At 45.2% G+C, this 16,899-nt stretch carries 17 protein-coding genes, 1 tRNA gene, 1 rRNA gene, 1 other RNA gene and 1 other annotated feature; of the genes, 14 read left to right on the top strand and 6 right to left on the bottom strand.

Features of this window, described 5'->3' with window-relative positions:
* Positions 1 to 2 precede the first annotated feature (2 nt).
* Positions 3 to 118, top strand: a 5S ribosomal RNA gene (rrf, locus tag RUW00_RS22670).
* A 44-nt stretch (positions 119 to 162) separates the two neighbouring features.
* Here the strand turns inward: rrf and RUW00_RS22665 are convergent.
* Positions 163 to 1,113 carry a YaaC family protein gene (locus RUW00_RS22665; protein WP_280144794.1) on the bottom strand — a complete coding sequence of 317 codons (951 nt, stop codon included), beginning with the start codon at positions 1,111 to 1,113 and terminating at the stop codon, positions 163 to 165.
* A gap of 120 nt (positions 1,114 to 1,233) precedes the next feature.
* Here RUW00_RS22665 and guaB point away from each other — a divergent pair, with 120 nt between their 5' ends.
* From guaB to serS, 5 genes are all read left to right on the top strand, one after another.
* Positions 1,234 to 2,700: an IMP dehydrogenase gene (gene guaB, locus RUW00_RS22660; RefSeq protein WP_003150717.1), complete on the top strand. Its 1,467-nt coding sequence runs from the start codon at positions 1,234 to 1,236 to the stop codon at positions 2,698 to 2,700.
* A gap of 152 nt (positions 2,701 to 2,852) precedes the next feature.
* Positions 2,853 to 4,184: a D-alanyl-D-alanine carboxypeptidase gene (gene dacA / locus RUW00_RS22655; RefSeq protein WP_011996156.1), complete on the top strand. Its 1,332-nt coding sequence runs from the start codon at positions 2,853 to 2,855 to the stop codon at positions 4,182 to 4,184.
* 197 nt (positions 4,185 to 4,381) lie between these two features.
* Entirely contained in the window at positions 4,382 to 5,266 is an 885-nt protein-coding gene (gene pdxS / locus RUW00_RS22650; protein WP_003150714.1) for a pyridoxal 5'-phosphate synthase lyase subunit PdxS, read from the top strand.
* Positions 5,267 to 5,287: 21 nt separating this feature from the next.
* Entirely contained in the window at positions 5,288 to 5,878 is a 591-nt protein-coding gene (gene pdxT, locus RUW00_RS22645; protein WP_007615126.1) for a pyridoxal 5'-phosphate synthase glutaminase subunit PdxT, read from the top strand.
* Between the two features lie 52 nt (positions 5,879 to 5,930).
* Positions 5,931 to 6,143, top strand: a binding site (T-box leader).
* 54 nt (positions 6,144 to 6,197) lie between these two features.
* Positions 6,198 to 7,475 carry a serine--tRNA ligase gene (gene serS, locus RUW00_RS22640; protein ID WP_007408744.1) on the top strand — a complete coding sequence of 426 codons (1,278 nt, stop codon included), beginning with the start codon at positions 6,198 to 6,200 and terminating at the stop codon, positions 7,473 to 7,475.
* 10 nt (positions 7,476 to 7,485) lie between these two features.
* Here serS and RUW00_RS22635 read toward each other — a convergent pair whose 3' ends face one another.
* Entirely contained in the window at positions 7,486 to 8,631 is a 1,146-nt protein-coding gene (locus RUW00_RS22635; protein ID WP_280144795.1) for a glycerate kinase, read from the bottom strand.
* Between the two features lie 217 nt (positions 8,632 to 8,848).
* Between RUW00_RS22635 and RUW00_RS22630 the strand changes: the two genes are divergently transcribed.
* Positions 8,849 to 8,941, top strand: a tRNA-Ser gene (locus RUW00_RS22630).
* A gap of 130 nt (positions 8,942 to 9,071) precedes the next feature.
* On the opposite strand, the gene dck is transcribed toward RUW00_RS22630, so the two are convergent.
* The 4 genes from dck to RUW00_RS22610 all read right to left on the bottom strand — a co-directional run bounded on the left by dck (position 9,072) and on the right by RUW00_RS22610 (position 12,347).
* A complete protein-coding gene (dck, locus tag RUW00_RS22625; RefSeq protein ID WP_029974845.1) occupies positions 9,072 to 9,725 on the bottom strand; it encodes a deoxyadenosine/deoxycytidine kinase in 654 nt (217 codons plus the stop codon).
* Complete coding sequence (dgk, locus tag RUW00_RS22620; protein ID WP_017419506.1) at positions 9,722 to 10,345, bottom strand: deoxyguanosine kinase; 624 nt, start codon at positions 10,343 to 10,345, stop codon at positions 9,722 to 9,724. The genes dck and dgk overlap by 4 nt, the downstream gene beginning before the upstream one ends.
* Positions 10,346 to 10,440: 95 nt before the next feature.
* Positions 10,441 to 11,724 (bottom strand): glycoside hydrolase family 18 protein, encoded by a 1,284-nt coding sequence (locus tag RUW00_RS22615; RefSeq protein ID WP_029974841.1) that lies wholly within the window; start codon positions 11,722 to 11,724, stop codon positions 10,441 to 10,443.
* A 71-nt stretch (positions 11,725 to 11,795) separates the two neighbouring features.
* Positions 11,796 to 12,347, bottom strand: coding sequence for a cysteine hydrolase family protein (locus tag RUW00_RS22610; protein ID WP_014416712.1), 552 nt, complete (start codon positions 12,345 to 12,347; stop codon positions 11,796 to 11,798).
* 82 nt (positions 12,348 to 12,429) lie between these two features.
* Here RUW00_RS22610 and tadA point away from each other — a divergent pair, with 82 nt between their 5' ends.
* The 7 genes from tadA to RUW00_RS22575 all read left to right on the top strand — a co-directional run bounded on the left by tadA (position 12,430) and on the right by RUW00_RS22575 (position 16,612).
* Positions 12,430 to 12,912, top strand: a complete 483-nt coding sequence (gene tadA / locus RUW00_RS22605; protein WP_007615141.1) for a tRNA adenosine(34) deaminase TadA — start codon at positions 12,430 to 12,432, stop codon at positions 12,910 to 12,912.
* 84 nt (positions 12,913 to 12,996) lie between these two features.
* An RNA gene (ffs, locus tag RUW00_RS22600) (signal recognition particle sRNA large type) lies at positions 12,997 to 13,261 on the top strand.
* Between the two features lie 133 nt (positions 13,262 to 13,394).
* Positions 13,395 to 15,086 carry a DNA polymerase III subunit gamma/tau gene (dnaX, locus tag RUW00_RS22595; RefSeq protein WP_003150701.1) on the top strand — a complete coding sequence of 564 codons (1,692 nt, stop codon included), beginning with the start codon at positions 13,395 to 13,397 and terminating at the stop codon, positions 15,084 to 15,086.
* A gap of 24 nt (positions 15,087 to 15,110) precedes the next feature.
* On the top strand, positions 15,111 to 15,434 hold the full coding sequence (locus tag RUW00_RS22590; RefSeq protein WP_003150700.1) for a YbaB/EbfC family nucleoid-associated protein: 324 nt from the start codon (positions 15,111 to 15,113) through the stop codon (positions 15,432 to 15,434).
* 14 nt (positions 15,435 to 15,448) lie between these two features.
* Positions 15,449 to 16,045, top strand: coding sequence for a recombination protein RecR (gene recR / locus RUW00_RS22585; RefSeq protein ID WP_003150697.1), 597 nt, complete (start codon positions 15,449 to 15,451; stop codon positions 16,043 to 16,045).
* Positions 16,046 to 16,063: 18 nt separating this feature from the next.
* Positions 16,064 to 16,288 carry a YaaL family protein gene (locus RUW00_RS22580; RefSeq protein WP_007408755.1) on the top strand — a complete coding sequence of 75 codons (225 nt, stop codon included), beginning with the start codon at positions 16,064 to 16,066 and terminating at the stop codon, positions 16,286 to 16,288.
* Positions 16,289 to 16,348: 60 nt separating this feature from the next.
* Positions 16,349 to 16,612, top strand: a complete 264-nt coding sequence (locus RUW00_RS22575; protein ID WP_021494556.1) for a pro-sigmaK processing inhibitor BofA family protein — start codon at positions 16,349 to 16,351, stop codon at positions 16,610 to 16,612.
* Positions 16,613 to 16,899 lie beyond the last annotated feature (287 nt).

Here is a 16,899-nt window from a genome sequence, read left to right as displayed (position 1 = left end):
GGTTTGGTGGCGATAGCGAAGAGGTCACACCCGTTCCCATGCCGAACACGGAAGTTAAGCTCTTCAGCGCCGATGGTAGTCGGGGGTTTCCCCCTGTGAGAGTAGGACGCCGCCAAGCTATCATTACAGTAAAGGCAGCTCATCATGAGCTGCCTTTTTTGTTTATAAGTATTGCTTCAGGAAATTAGAAACGTAATACGGAAGTTTGCGTTCCGTGACCTCTAAGAACCGGCGGATCATTACATAATCATCACTGACATGCTGTGTCAGCAGTTCATACCACCACTCTGTTTCATATCTCGCAATCATTCCGATATTGTAGAGAACCAAATAATGAATAATCATTTCCGGAAGATGCAGGAAGTGATCACGCTGAGAGGGAATGTAATATTGGTTTTTCTCCAAGTGAAACAATAAATTTGGCGAAGACCAAGGTTCTCTGTCTATCGGGTCAGCCTCAAAAACCAAGTGGTTATGGTCTTTCCTCAGAAAAGACCACTTCAAATGATGGCTGATATATTCAGCAAAGCGGGAATCAGACATATTGTAATGAATCACCGCATGCTCAGGCACTGAAATAAGGTCATCTTTCAGCTCTACTCGGGTCAGCCAATTCTTTTTCTCTTGGAAGTAAAAGACAGTATGCAATTCAGGTATGGCTGTCAGCAATTTCTTCATTGTGTACCGTTCTTCCTCAAGACCAGCTATCCCGAATAAGTGCTTCATCACATGAATACATAAGCCATTGCGCTGCACCTTCACTTCATCATCCCTAAAGGAGTAATTTTGCTTTTTGCGTTTCCGGGCAGTCACGCCATGCGCGAGTACTGAGGCATGGCTTGGATAGCTTGGATCTGTGGTCAGAAGACAGGCTTTCAGCAATTGTGACATCCCGTAAAACAACAGAATAGGCTTAATTTCTAAAGGGGAAAGAGATGCCTGCTTATAAAAGGACTCGGCGTGTTTGATAAAGAATATGAAGCGCTCACTGTTCTTAAACGCATATCGTTTTGGTTCTTCCATGCCGCTTTCTGTATAGACTTTATTTAGAAATTTATGGGAAGATTCTACGGAATAAAATAATGATAACTCTTTCCACTCATGATCTCTCATACGTATTTTTAAACCCTTTCCTTTATCTAAATATTTCAACTCTTTTTCGCTTCCTTGACATGCTGTTTTCTAGTTGATAATCTACATATAATATTTTGCCGAAAAGAGGGGGATTTACTAATGTGGGAAAGTAAATTTTCAAAAGAAGGCTTAACGTTCGATGATGTACTGCTCGTACCGGCTCAATCAGACGTACTTCCGCGTGATGTGGATTTATCTGTTGAACTGACAAAGACGTTAAAGCTTAATATTCCTGTCATCAGTGCGGGAATGGATACAGTAACAGAATCAGCTATGGCGATTGCGATGGCCAGACAGGGCGGCTTGGGCATTATCCATAAAAACATGTCCATCGAACAGCAGGCTGAACATGTTGACAAAGTCAAACGTTCTGAACGGGGCGTTATTACAAATCCCTTCTTTTTAACACCTGATCATCAAGTATTCGATGCGGAGCATTTGATGGGGAAATACAGAATTTCCGGTGTTCCGATCGTAGATAATAAAGACGATCAAAAGCTTGTCGGTATCATTACAAACCGTGATCTTCGCTTTATCTCTGATTATTCAATGAAAATCAGTGATGTCATGACAAAAGAAGAGCTGGTTACGGCTCCTGTGGGAACCACATTAGACGAAGCAGAAAAAATCTTACAGAAACATAAAATTGAAAAACTTCCGTTAGTGGATGACCAAAACAAATTAAAAGGTCTTATCACGATCAAAGATATTGAAAAGGTTATCGAATTCCCGAATTCATCTAAAGATGAACACGGACGCCTTATTGTCGGCGCTGCGGTAGGTGTGACAGGCGATACAATGACACGCGTCAGCAAGCTTGTTGAAGCGAATGTCGACGTTATCGTGGTTGATACGGCTCACGGACATTCCAGAGGCGTACTGAACACAGTTGCGAAAATCCGTGAAACATATCCTGAACTGAACATTATCGCGGGAAATGTTGCAACGGCTGAAGCGACAAAAGCTCTGATTGAAGCCGGAGCAAATATTGTAAAAGTGGGAATCGGACCTGGTTCTATCTGTACGACACGCGTCGTTGCAGGTGTAGGCGTACCGCAGATCACTGCCATTTATGATTGTGCCACTGAAGCGAGAAAACACGGCGCGACAATTATCGCAGACGGCGGTATTAAATTCTCCGGAGATATTACAAAAGCGTTGGCTTCAGGCGGACATGCCGTAATGCTCGGAAGCCTGCTTGCCGGTACTTCAGAAAGCCCGGGAGAGACTGAAATCTATCAAGGCAGAAGATTTAAAGTGTATCGCGGTATGGGATCTGTCGCTGCCATGGAAAAAGGCAGTAAAGACCGATATTTCCAAGAAGAAAATAAGAAATTCGTCCCTGAAGGTATCGAAGGACGGACTCCGTACAAAGGTCCTGTAGAAGAAACAGTGTATCAGCTTGTCGGCGGTCTTCGTTCAGGTATGGGATATTGCGGTTCAAAAGACTTGCGTGCTTTAAGAGAAGAGGCTCAATTCATCCGTATGACAGGTGCCGGTCTTCGCGAAAGTCATCCGCATGATGTCCAAATTACGAAAGAATCACCAAACTACACAATCTCATAATTGTTACAAATAAAAAACATTTGACAGGGTCGCTGACTCTGTCTATTTTTTTTATATCGAGTGTGATAAAATTTATACTGTTGTGTTTTGAATTTGAATATGTCCTTAACGGCTTAATTATAGATTTAAAATGAATGACGGAGGTCGTAAGATTGAACATCACGAAATGGAAACAGCTGTTGGTGTCATTAGTGGTACTGGCACTGGCCGCAACTTGCTTTGTTCCGATGTCTAAAGCGGAGGCAGCCGGCAATGACCCGATTGATGTCAACGCATCAGCTGCGATAATGATTGAGGCTTCATCGGGAAAAATTTTATACAGTAAAAATGCAGACAAAAGACTGCCGATTGCCAGCATGACAAAAATGATGACTGAATATCTGCTTCTGGAAGCCATTAAAGAAGGAAAAGTGAAATGGGATCAAACGTATACTCCTGATGATTATGTCTATGAAATTTCTCAAGACAACAGTTTATCAAACGTTCCCCTTCGAAAAGACGGCAAATACACGGTTAAAGAACTGTATCAGGCTATGGCGATTTACTCTGCCAACGGAGCCGCGATTGCAGTTGCCGAAATTCTTGCCGGAACTGAAACGAAATTTGTCGCTGAAATGAATGCGAAAGCCAAAGAATTAGGCATGACAAACTATGATTTTAAAAATGCCACAGGGCTTGTGAATGAAGACCTTCACGGCAAGCAGCCGCAAGGAGAAGGCGTTAAAGAAGAAAGTGAAGTTTCTGCTAAAGACATGGCGCTTCTTGCAGACCGCCTGATCACTGATTATCCGGAAGTTCTCAAAACAACAAGCATTGCTAAGACGAAATTCAGAGCCGGCACTGATGATGAAATGGACATGCCGAACTGGAACTTCATGTTAAAAGGTCTTGTTTCTGAATACCCTGGCGTTGACGGCTTAAAAACGGGTTCTACTGATTCTGCGGGATCTTGTTTTACAAGCACAGCACAGCGGAACGGAATGCGGGTCATCACCGTTGTATTAAACGCTAAAGGCAACCTGCATACCGGACGTTTTGATGAAACGAAAAAAATGCTCGATTACGCATTTAACAGCAATTTCTCAATGAAAGATCTTTACCCTGAAGGCTCTCAAGTAAAAGGGCACAAAACGATTGACGTTGAAAAAGGGAAAGACAAGCAAGTCGATATTGTTACTGACAAGGCGCTTTCTATTCCTGTGAAAAGCGGGGATGAAAAGAACTATAAAGCCGAAGTGACTTTAGATAAAAAAGAAATCACGGCTCCTGTGAAAAAGGGAACGAAAGTCGGAACGCTGACAGTTACATACAAAGGCAGTGACAAAGACTATGGCTTCCTCAAATCCAAAGAGTTCAGCGTGAATCTTGTAACGAAAAATGATGTAGATAAAGCAAACTGGTTTGTTCAGATGATGCGCGGCATCGGCGGATTCTTCTCCGGAATCTGGAACAGCGCCGTTGACACGGTAACAGGCTGGTTTTAAGAAATAAGAAAGAGCTCTGATGAAAGTTAGGGCTCTTTTGCTTAATATACTGAAAAAACCAAATTATTAGTAAAAAAATGATATCTATCTTATTCATCTCGCTGTAAAATAAGAATACCCATATGAAATATTGTATTTCTGGGATACAATAAGAGATGGAAATTATCTAACTATACATTGACTAGGGGGACCAAATAATGGCTCAAACAGGTACTGATCGTGTAAAACGCGGCATGGCGGAAATGCAAAAAGGCGGCGTCATCATGGACGTTGTAAATGCTGAACAAGCGAAGATTGCGGAAGAGGCGGGAGCTGTTGCCGTAATGGCGTTAGAACGTGTTCCGGCTGATATTCGCGCTGCCGGCGGTGTTGCCCGCATGGCTGATCCGACAATCGTTGAAGAAGTAATGAATGCTGTATCCATTCCCGTAATGGCAAAAGCGCGTATCGGACATATCGTTGAAGCGCGTGTCCTTGAAGCAATGGGAGTAGATTACATCGATGAAAGTGAAGTTCTGACTCCGGCTGACGAAGAATTTCATTTAAATAAAAATGAATATACAGTCCCGTTCGTATGCGGCTGCCGTGATCTCGGCGAAGCAACGCGCCGTATCGCCGAAGGAGCTTCCATGCTTCGTACAAAAGGCGAACCGGGAACAGGAAACATTGTGGAAGCTGTCCGCCATATGAGAAAAGTAAACGCACAAGTGCGCAAAGTTGTTGCGATGAGCGATGATGAGCTGATGACTGAAGCTAAAAACCTCGGCGCTCCTTATGAACTGCTTCTTCAAATCAAACGTGACGGCAAACTGCCTGTAGTGAACTTTGCTGCCGGCGGAGTAGCGACGCCTGCTGACGCGGCATTGATGATGCAGCTTGGTGCTGACGGCGTATTTGTCGGTTCAGGTATTTTCAAATCAGACAACCCTGCTAAATTCGCCAAAGCAATTGTTGAAGCAACGACTCATTACACAGACTACAAACTGATCGCTGAGCTTTCTAAAGAATTAGGCACAGCAATGAAAGGAATCGAAATCTCAAATCTATTGCCGGAACAGCGTATGCAAGAACGCGGCTGGTAAAACCATAGGAGAGCTGGAAGCATGTTAACAATTGGTGTACTTGGACTTCAAGGAGCAGTAAGAGAACATATTCGTTCAATTGAAGCATGTGGTTCAAAAGGTGTCGTCATTAAGCGTCCTGAACAGCTGAATGACATCGACGGCTTAATCCTGCCGGGCGGGGAAAGCACGACGATGCGGCGTTTAATGGATACGTATCATTTTATGGAGCCACTTCGCGAGTTTGCCGCCCAAGGCAAGCCGATGTTCGGCACATGCGCCGGTCTGATTATCTTAGCCAAAGAGATAGCGGGAACGGATAACGCTCATTTAGGGCTGTTGAACGTTGTCGTCGAGCGTAATTCCTTTGGCCGTCAGGTCGACAGCTTTGAAGCTGATCTGACGATTAAAGGCCTTGATGAGCCGTTTACGGGTGTATTTATTCGCGCGCCGCATATTTTAGAAGCCGGAGAAGATGTTGAAGTGCTTTGTGAGCATAACGGACGCATCGTGGCTGCAAAGCAGGGGAATTTCCTCGGCTGCTCGTTCCATCCTGAACTGACGGATGATCACCGGGTGACAGAGCTGTTTGTGAAGATGGCGGAAAAGCATAAGCAGGAAACAGCTGTATAAAACAGTTGAAAACCGCTGATACTTATAGTACATTATAAACACAAATAAAGATCGAAAAGCGTTGACAGGAAGCAGTAGGGAGCCTCTCTTTCAAAGAGAGCCGATGGGTGGTGCGAATCGGTGAAAGATGCTGTCCGAATCCGTCCTTGAGCGAAATGCTGAAAACAAGTAGGCATTTACGGGAAAACCGTTATGTGTTAAAGCGGGAAGCAAGTGTGAGCTTGTTTTCAATCAGGGTGGCAACGCGAGAGCTCTCGTCCCTTTTAGGGGATGAGGGCTCTTTTTTATTTTCGATAAAAACAGATAGGAGTTGTTAGGCATGATTGATACGAAGGTGCTGAGAGCCAATTTTCAAGAGGTAAAAGCGAAGCTCATTCCAAAAGGCGAAGACTTATCTGACTTTGACAAGTTTGAAGAGCTGGACGAAAAGAGAAGAGAGCTTATCGGTAAAGTAGAAGAACTGAAGGGAAAACGCAATGAAGTGTCTCAGCAGGTCGCCGTTTTGAAACGGGAGAAAAAAGACGCTGATCATATTATTAAAGAGATGCGTGAAGTGGGCGAAGAAATTAAGAAGCTTGATGAAGAGCTTCGTACTGTCGAAACGACGCTCGAAACCATCCTTCTGTCTATTCCGAACATCCCGCACGATTCAGTGCCCGTCGGGGAAACGGAAGATGATAACATTGAAATTCGCAAGTGGGGAGAGGCGCCGGCATTTTCATATGAGCCGAAACCGCATTGGGATATCGCAGACCATTTAAACATTCTTGATTTTGAACGCGCTTCAAAAGTAACAGGCAGCCGGTTTGTGTTTTATAAAGGATTAGGCGCCCGCCTCGAACGCGCGCTCTACAACTTTATGCTGGATCTTCACGTTGATGAATATGATTACACGGAAGTCATTCCTCCTTATATGGTAAACCGTACGAGCATGACAGGTACGGGACAGCTTCCTAAATTTGAAGAGGATGCTTTTAAAATCAGAGAAGAGGATTATTTCTTAATTCCGACGGCGGAAGTGCCGATTACAAATATGCACCGCGATGAAATCTTATCCGGTGAGAACCTGCCGATCAATTATGCCGCATTCAGCGCTTGCTTCCGTTCAGAAGCGGGATCTGCCGGCCGTGATACACGCGGTTTGATCCGCCAGCATCAGTTCAACAAGGTTGAGCTTGTGAAATTCGTGAAGCCTGAAGATTCTTATGAGGAGCTTGAAAAACTGACAAATCAAGCCGAGCGGGTGCTTCAGCTGCTCGAACTGCCGTATCGTGTCATGAGCATGTGTACCGGTGATCTCGGCTTTACAGCCGCGAAAAAGTACGATATTGAGGTATGGATTCCAAGCCAAGACACATACCGTGAAATTTCTTCTTGCAGTAACTTTGAGGCCTTCCAGGCGAGACGCGCAAACATTCGATTCAGACGCGAAGCGAAAGGCAAGCCGGAGCATGTGCATACATTAAACGGTTCAGGTCTTGCAGTCGGCAGAACAGTAGCTGCCATCTTAGAAAACTATCAGCAAGAGGACGGAAGTGTCATTATTCCGAAAGTGCTTCGTCCTTATATGGGAAATAAAGAAGTCATCAAACCGTAAAAGGTGCGCCCTAGAGGCGCGCCTTTTTTGCTGCCCGGTATAGAGCGGCGGCATTCCGGGCTGTGCTTTCAAGGTTAAAACGGCCGGATGCTAAGGCGTCTTCAAGACTTACAGCACCCGGCACGATAGAAAATACAGCTGTTATTCCTGCGCTGTAAACATGCTCGAAATTTTTGCCTAAGGAGCCCGCCAATGCGATAACGGGAATTTCTTGAGCAGATGCGCGTGCGGCGATCCCGGCGGGGGTTTTGCCGAATATCGTTTGTCCGTCTATCTGCCCCTCTCCGGTAATGACAAGGTCAGCGCCTCTTATCTGATCTGAGAAGGACAGTGTATCTAATACAACATCAATCCCGCTTTGAAGTTCTGCCTGTAAGAAAGCGATCAGTCCGGCTCCCAGTCCCCCTGCGGCGCCCGCGCCTTTTACGGTATCCGCTTCGATATCGTGCTGACGTCTCAATAAGTCAGCGAAATGGCGTAAATTGCGATCCAATACAACTTTAGTCTTCTCGGACGCCCCTTTTTGCGGGCCGAAGACATATGAAGCACCGTTTTCACCGGTCAGAGGATTTTCGACATCACATGCGGCGCGAAAACGGATATGTTTCAGATCAGGAGAGAGACCGCTTATATCAATAGAAGCTAGGGTGTGCAGAGCGCCTCCGCCGTCAGGTATCTCCTGACCTTCCTCATTTAAGAAACGCACACCGAGCGCGCTCGCCATTCCTGTTCCGCCGTCATTGGTTGCGCTCCCGCCAAGCCCGATGATGATCTCACCCGCCCCGCGGGAAGCTGCATCTGCTATCAGTTCACCCGTTCCTCTTGTCGTTGTGTTCAACGGATCTCTGAGATGGCGGGGAACGAGATGAAGTCCCGATGCTTCCGCCATTTCAATGACTGCCGTGCGTCCGTCTCCCAGAAGTCCATATGCGGCGTTTACCGGCGTTCCCAGCGGACCGGTAACAGTTTTTTTGATGATCCTTCCGCCAGTGGCATCCGTCAAAGCCTGAACGGTTCCTTCTCCGCCGTCGGCCGCGGGTATCTTGATATATTCCGCGTCAGGGAAGACCGCTTTGAATCCTTTTTCTATGCTGTCAGCGGCTTCTTTTGATGTCATGCTTTCTTTGAAAGAATCGGGTGCAATGATGATTTTCATTATGTTCTCCACCTTTATGAGCAGGTTATCTGTTTGAAGCTATTCTTGATTTTTACTGTGTTTTCCTGCCCGTATGGCATACTGAGGTTGAATTGGACGCAAGACTTTTGTATGATAGTAAAGCTGACGGACAAGCCGTTTAAGAAATGAAATAAAAAATATGAAAAAGCGCTTGACTGAAATTTAGGTCATGTGGTATATTATTAAATGTCGATACGGAGGAATACCCAAGTCTGGCTGAAGGGATCGGTCTTGAAAACCGACAGGGGTGTCAAAGCCCGCGGGGGTTCGAATCCCTCTTCCTCCGCCATATTGATTTTAAACCTAATGAAACTCGAGCATATATTGGAGATTGTTTTGTCCGTTGCATGTGATGCAGCGGATTTTTTATATGCAAAAAAAGCGATTTTCTCTGTTCGGGGAAAATCGCTTTGCTATTTTTATTTGTTTCTGTTTTCGTTGATCACGTGACTGATTTTTTCGATCAAAGGTTCCAGTGACTGTTCATCAGCTTCAAGGTCATAATCTTCAATGCGTACTTTCAGCACAGGGCAGGCGTTAAAACCGCTGATCCAGTCTTCGTACCGTGTATACATCTCTTCCCAATAGGAGCGGTTTGTCTGCAGCTCCATCTCGCGGCCCCGCTTTTCAATCCGGTTTATAATGTTTTCAAGGTCGCCTTCTAAATAGATCAAAACATCAGGATGCGGGAAGTACGGCGTCATGACCATCGCCTCAAATAGGCTTGTGTATGTTGTGTAATCTGTCAGCGACATGGTTCCTTTATCGGCATGCATTTTTGCGAATATGCCTGTATCTTCATAAATTGAACGGTCCTGCACGAATCCGCCGCCTGATTCAAACATGTTTTTCTGCTCTTTGAACCGCTCAGCCAGAAAATAAATTTGCAAATGGAAGCTCCAGCGTTCAAAATCGTGATAAAACTTCTCTAAATAAGGATTTTCATCCACTTCCTCGAGTGAGGTAGAAAACCCGAGCCGTTTTGCTAAAGCTTTGGTCAAAGTCGATTTTCCGACTCCTACCGTTCCCGCTACTGTGATAATGGCGTTGTTTGGAATATGAATGTCTTTCATTTAATAAGCTCCTTTACCTGACGGGCAATTCTTTCATAGTCTGTCTTATTCAAAACAAAGTCTTCAGTATCACCGTCAATGGTCAGTACAGATATATTCGGATCTTCTTCCTGAAGCTGTCTGATGGCTGTGTCGTAATCTGCAATGAGACGTTCCAGATATTGATGTTCGATATTTTTCTCAAACGGGCGCCCGCGTTTTTCAATGCGTTGAAGCAATGTCGGCAGGCTTGCCTTTATGTATACAATAACATTCGGTTTCGGCAGGTCGTGAGTGAGCAGATGATAAATCTGCTTATATTTCTCAAGCTTTTGGCCGTGCAATGTACGCTCTGCGAAAATAACATTTTTATAAATATGATAATCGGACAAAACGGGCTGTCCTTGTTTTAAATAATCTCGATCGGTGTCTTCAAGCTGTTTATACCTGTGACATAGAAAAAACATTTCAAGCTGGAAACTCCACTCCTCGATATTGTCATAAAACTTATCGAGATAAGGATTGTCTTCCACAATCTCATTAATCATAGGAAAACCGAGCTCTTCAGAAAGCATCGTAGCGAGTGTCGTTTTTCCTGCCCCGATAGGACCTTCTACCGCGATAAAAGGGGCTCTGTTCATTGAAAATCCTCCTTAATTCTGCAAACATCCGTCAGCTGCCGGCCTATATATTGTATCACACTCTCAGAAAAGCCCATGAAAAAAGACGCTTCCAATTAACGAAACGTCTCTTTTACAATATGAAATTGATCGTTGAGCAAAAGCCAGTTTTGCGGGAAAGAAAGGCCGAGTTTCCAATAGCTGATCCCTCTTAAATGCAGTTCTTTAATTAAATTGAATTTCGCTTGAATGGACCGGGCATCTTCAAACCATACTTCATGCCGTCTCTGATTTTCATCCGTGTAACGAAAGAATGGAGCCTGGGCGGTTTCGTCATATTGAATGTCGACTTTATGGCGTGCTGCCAGAGCGATTGCCTGCTGAGGACTGACGGCTTTCGCTGTCGTTCCCTGTTTGAAAGGCAGTGTCCAATCATAGCCGTACATATTCTGGCCCATGACGATTTTTGAAGAAGGCATTTCCGTCAGCGCGTACTCAATGACATTTCTTACAGGGCCGATAGGTGATACGGCCTGAGCCGGGCCTCCGCTGTATCCCCACTCATATGTCATGATCACGACAAAATCGACGATTTCTCCATGTGCCCTATAGTCATGTGCTTCGTACCATTTGCCGGCCTGAGTCGCGCTCGTTTTCGGAGCAAGCGCCGTTGAAATCTTCCAGCCTTCCCGATGAAAAATCGTTCTCGCTTCACGTAAAAAACGATTGTAGGCTTCTCTGTCCTGTGGACGTAAATATTCGAAATCAAAGTGAATATCGCGAAAGCCGTGCTTTTTAGCCGTGGAGACGATTTCCTGAAAAAGTTTTGTTTTCACTGTATTGTCATTCAAGATGAGCCGCCCGAGTTCATCGCTGAATGCGTCATTTTCAAGGTTGGTGATGATCATCATCAGTGTGGTGTTGTGCCTGTCACTGATGCTTTTTAAATTGGTCAGAGGCGGTTCCTTTAAAGTCCCGTTCCGCTGCACTTGAAAACTGAATGCGCCGAGGTATGTTAAATAAGGAGAGGCCTCCCTTGCCGCCTGCTGCAGATTAGCGCTTACGCTCGTTCCCCGCGGTTCTATATATGCGTTTGATTCGATATCGGGCTTATTCGCCTGCTGCGGAATGTAAAGGCGGGTTCCGACTCTCAATGTGGTGCCGGGCTGAATTCCGTTCACCCTCGCAAGCTCCGCGGCCGATATATGAAAACGGCCGGCGATTGACGCGAGAGTATCACCTTGTTTCACTTCGTAATATTGACCCTCAATCGGGATGACAAGGGTTTGTCCGACAACCAATGTATTCGGATTAGGCAGTTTATTTGCTTCCGCAATGACATTTGCGGCTGTCCGGTAGCGCGCCGCAATAGCGGAAAGCGTGTCGCCCCGTTTCACTATATAGATCTGAATGAAAAACGCCTCCTTTCATATCCGCTATTAAATGTATGAAAAAAGGAGGCTGATCATGTTTATTTTTCGGCGGTAATTTGTTTTTCCGTGGTTATTTCTGCGAAGAGAACATTCTCCATCATGGTCAAAGCGAAATCATTGTCTTCGTCGTTATTGGAAGCGGTGCAGTCTTTCGGAATGGTAATGCTGTATTCTCTCATATAGGCGTCGTTGGCCGTGAACAGCACACAAATGTTCCCGGCAATCCCCGTGATGATTAATCGGTTCACTTGTAATTCAGTCAGAAGGGTGTGAAGCGCCGTTTCGTAAAAAGCGGAATGCTTCGGTTTAATGAGAAAATAATCATCCGGCTGAGGCGAAATATCTTTTATAATGGGGGCGCTTCTGTCGTTGCTGCATTCCTCCCTGATGGCATCAATATCAGCCTTCCAAAGCCCGTAATGATCATTAATATAAATAATCGGCCAGTTGCTTTGTTTTGCATGCTTCTTTAATGATAAAATACGGGGGACAATTTGTTTGGTTTTTTCAGCAAGTCGTTCGCCCATATCAAATTGAAAATTGTTAATCATATCGACAATCAGAAGGGCTGTGTTGTTAGGTTCAGACAATACCGGCAACTCCTTTCTGCTGGGGTATTCCTATTTTAACCTTTATGAGACATGAAAAAACTTAAGAAGAGAGCTCGAACCTATGAATGATGAATATTATATGAGAGAAGCCATAAAAGAAGCGAAGAAAGCCGAAGCGAAAGGTGAAGTGCCGATCGGAGCAGTTCTTGTTCTGCATGATGAGATCGTGGCGCGGGCGCATAATCTGCGGGAGACTGAACAGAGGTCGCTTGCCCACGCCGAAATGCTGGCGATAGACGAAGCGTGCCGTAAGCTGGGGACATGGAGACTTGAGGATGCCGTTCTTTATGTCACTTTGGAGCCGTGTCCGATGTGCGCGGGAGCCGTCGTGCTTTCGAGAGTCGATAAGGTCGTATTCGGCGCATTTGATCCCAAGGGGGGCTGTACAGGAACGCTGATGAACCTCTTGCAGGAAGAGCGGTTCAACCACCAAGCGGAAGTGGTGAGCGGAGTGCTCGGAGAAGAGTGCGGAGAAATGCTCAGCGCTTTTTTCAGAAAGCTGCGCCGGCAAAAGAAAGACATGAGGAAAAAGTTGTCTGAGTAGTACGGTTGCATTTTCTGCCTGAAGCAGATATACTTATGTGTGCATCATGAATGGTGCGCATATAAAAATTTGATATTTATTTTGCCGTGCTAAGCGGGGAGGTAGCGGTGCCCTGTACCCGCAATCCGCTCTAGCGGGGCTGAATCCCTTCTCGAGGTTCGTTTACTGTAAGGTCTGCCTTAAGTAAGTGGCGTTGACGTCTGGGTCCTGCGCAATGGGAATTCATGAACCATGTCAGGTCCGGAAGGAAGCAGCATTAAGTGAAACCTCTCATGTGCCGCAGGGTTGCCTGGGCTGAGCTAACTGCTTAAGTAACGCTTAGGGTAGCGAATCGACAGAAGGTGCACGGTAAATCAATCATCAAATTTCAGACTCACCTGTTTATGGCAGGTGAGTTTTTTCGTATATGAAAAACGGGTTTTGGCGTTAAAAGCACGTTCATGTATAATAAACATGATGAATAACAGAGGAGGGCGCATCCTGTGGGTTACCAAGCTTTATATCGAGTATTTAGGCCTCAGCAGTTTGAAGATGTGGTCGGACAGGAACACATTACGAAAACGCTGCAAAATGCCCTTTTGCAAAAGAAATTTTCTCATGCATATCTGTTTTCTGGACCGCGGGGAACGGGAAAAACCAGTGCAGCTAAAATATTTGCGAAAGCAGTCAACTGTGAGCACGCCCCCGTAGAAGAACCGTGCAATGAATGTGCGGCGTGCAAGGGGATCACAAACGGCTCTATATCAGATGTGATTGAAATAGATGCGGCGTCGAATAACGGCGTAGACGAAATCCGCGACATCCGTGACAAAGTAAAATTCGCCCCGTCGGCCGTCACCTACAAAGTATATATTATAGATGAGGTGCATATGCTCTCTATCGGCGCATTCAATGCGCTTCTGAAAACGCTGGAAGAACCGCCGGCACATTGCATTTTCATATTAGCTACGACTGAGCCTCATAAGATTCCTTTAACCATTATCTCCAGATGTCAGCGTTTTGACTTCAAACGGATTACATCCAAAGCAATCGTCGGACGAATGAAGACAATCGTCGATGCAGAGCAGCTGAAGGTGGAAGAAGGAGCCCTTGATATCATAGCGAGTGCTGCGGACGGAGGAATGAGGGACGCGCTGAGCCTGCTCGATCAAGCCGTATCATTCAGCGGCGAGGAGCTGTCGGTGGATGACGCATTGCTCATTACCGGAGCCGTTTCTCAGCACTATATTGGAAAACTGGCATCTGCTCTTCACCGCAAACAGGTTTCCGAGGCATTGGAAACACTGAATGAATTGCTCCAGCAGGGGAAAGATGCGGCCAAACTGATTGAAGATATGATTTTCTATTTCAGGGATATGCTCTTGTACCAGGCCGCTCCCGGTTTAGAAGGAGTCCTGGAGAAGGTGAAGGTCGATGAAACGTTTCGGAATCTGAGCGGTGACATACCGGCTCCTGCTTTATATGAGATGATTGATATCCTGAATAAAAGCCATCAGGAAATGAAGTGGACGAACCACCCAAGAATCTTTTTTGAAGTGGCTGTCGTGAAAATATGCCAGACGGCACAGCAATCCGCCGGAGACATCCCTGAGGTCGGCATGCTGATGAATAAGATCCAGCAGCTTGAGCAGGAAGTAGAAAGGCTGAAAACCTCCGGTGTGAAGGTTCAGATGGAAAGCGCTCCGAAAGAAGCTCCGCGTCCTCAAAAAGGCGGAAAAAGCCATTATAAAGCCCCGGTCGGAAGAATTCATGAGATATTGAAGGAAGCCACAAGACCTGATCTTGAACAGCTTAAAAGCAGCTGGGGCAAGCTGCTGGCACACCTGAAACAGCAGAATAAGGTGTCTCATGCGGCTCTTTTGAATGACAGTGAACCGGTGGCTGCAGCTCAAAAGGCATTTGTGCTTAAATTTAAATACGAAATCCATTGTAAAATGGTTGCAGAAGACAATAACGGAGTCCGTACGAATCTTGAACAGATTCTCGAATCAATGCTCGGGAAAAGAATGGATTTGATTGGCGTTCCGGAAGCACAATGGGGTAAAATAAGAGAAGAATTTTTAAATGATCACCAGCAGGAAAGTGAAGGATCAAACGAACCGGCTGAAGAAGATCCGCTGATTGCAGAGGCGAAAAAACTTGTCGGAGCGGATTTAATCGAAATAAAAGACTAATAAGATGAAAGAGAGTGATTGAATATGCGTGGCGGAATGGGAAACATGCAAAAAATGATGAAACAAATGCAAAAAATGCAAAAGGATATGGCGAAGGCTCAGGAGGAGCTTGCTGAAAAAGTGCTTGAAGGCACAGCGGGCGGCGGTATGGTGACTGTAAAAGTCAACGGCCAAAAAGAAGTTGTAGACGTTGCCATTAAAGAAGAAGTCGTTGATCCGGAAGATATCGAAATGCTTCAGGACCTGGTTCTTGCTGCGACAAACGACGCCCTCAAAAAAGTGGATGACATGACGAATGAGACAATGGGACAATTTACAAAAGGAATGAACATACCGGGTTTATTCTAGGGGGATAAATAAACATGCAGTATCCTGAACCAATATCAAAGCTGATTGACAGCTTTATGAAATTGCCAGGGATCGGACCGAAAACAGCGGTTCGTCTGGCTTTTTTTGTTCTAGGTATGAAAGAAGACACAGTATTGGATTTTGCTAAGGCGCTTGTCAATGCGAAGCGGAATCTGACATATTGCTCAATTTGCGGACATATAACAGATCAGGACCCTTGTTATATATGTGAGGACACAAGGAGGGATAAGTCTGTTATTTGTGTCGTGCAAGACCCTAAGGATGTGATCGCAATGGAGAAAATGAAGGAATATAACGGCCAGTATCATGTTCTTCACGGCGCGATTTCACCAATGGACGGCATCGGCCCGGAGGATATTAAGATTCCGGAGCTGCTGAAACGTCTTCAGGATGATCAAGTGACAGAAGTTATTCTCGCAACCAACCCTAATATTGAAGGGGAAGCAACAGCGATGTATATATCAAGGCTGTTAAAGCCCTCAGGCATCAAGCTCTCCCGTATTGCCCACGGTCTGCCCGTCGGCGGTGATTTGGAATATGCTGATGAGGTCACTCTTTCAAAAGCTCTTGAAGGAAGACGTGAATTGTAAGGGAGGAAAAGGCAAGGCATGGGTTTTCTTCGCAGAAATACATTAAGAAAAGAGTTTGATGAGAAGCTGATAGAACAGCTCTTTAAACAAAAAGAAGAATGGAACAGACAGAAAAGCCTGGTCGAGAAAAGTCTCGAGCCCTCCGCTGAGGTGTTGTTTGAGCTGAAAGTCGCTGAATCTAAGTACTTTTTTTATTTGAAAGAAGCGAAGCAGCGGAATTTGAAAATGAGCAGATGGAAGTAAGAGGTCTATTCTCCGGGATCTTCTCATAAGCTTGTACTAAACAAGCGAGGGGGAAGATTCATGGAGCCTTTTTTCATTATCGGTTTGATTGTCGGTCTGGTTGCTTTGCTTTTTTTATGGGGAGTATCTTCAAAACCGCTAAGATGGATCGGTGTGACTGCCATTAAATTTGTTGCCGGCGCGATTTTGCTGGTGGGTGTGAACTTGTTCGGGGGCAGTCTCGGTATTCATATCCCTGTTAACCTGATTACAACGGGCATCAGCGGGATTCTGGGGATTCCCGGCATCGCGGCTTTGATAGTCATTAAACGCTTCATCATTTAATTTGTCGATTATTGTTGACATGTTGGATCAAGGGTGGTATTCTAATATACGTCGCTGATGACGAAACGAATTCTCAAAAAAGAAATTTTAAAAAGTTATTGACGGCATTGAAGTTGATATGTTACAATAATTAAGTCGCTTCAAGAGCGATAGACAAAGTTCTTTGAAAACTAAACAAGACAAAACGTACCTGTTAATTCAAAGTTTTAAATAAATCGCACAGCGATGTGCGTAGTCAGTCAAACTACTTTATCGGAGAGTTTGATCCTGGCTCAGGACGAACGCTG

This window comes from Bacillus sp. IS1, assembly GCF_032461585.1.
Classification (GTDB): Bacteria; Bacillota; Bacilli; order Bacillales; family Bacillaceae; genus Bacillus; species Bacillus velezensis.
The sequence above is the reverse complement of the archived record's forward strand: the minus strand, read 5'-3'. Positions and strand labels throughout refer to the sequence as shown.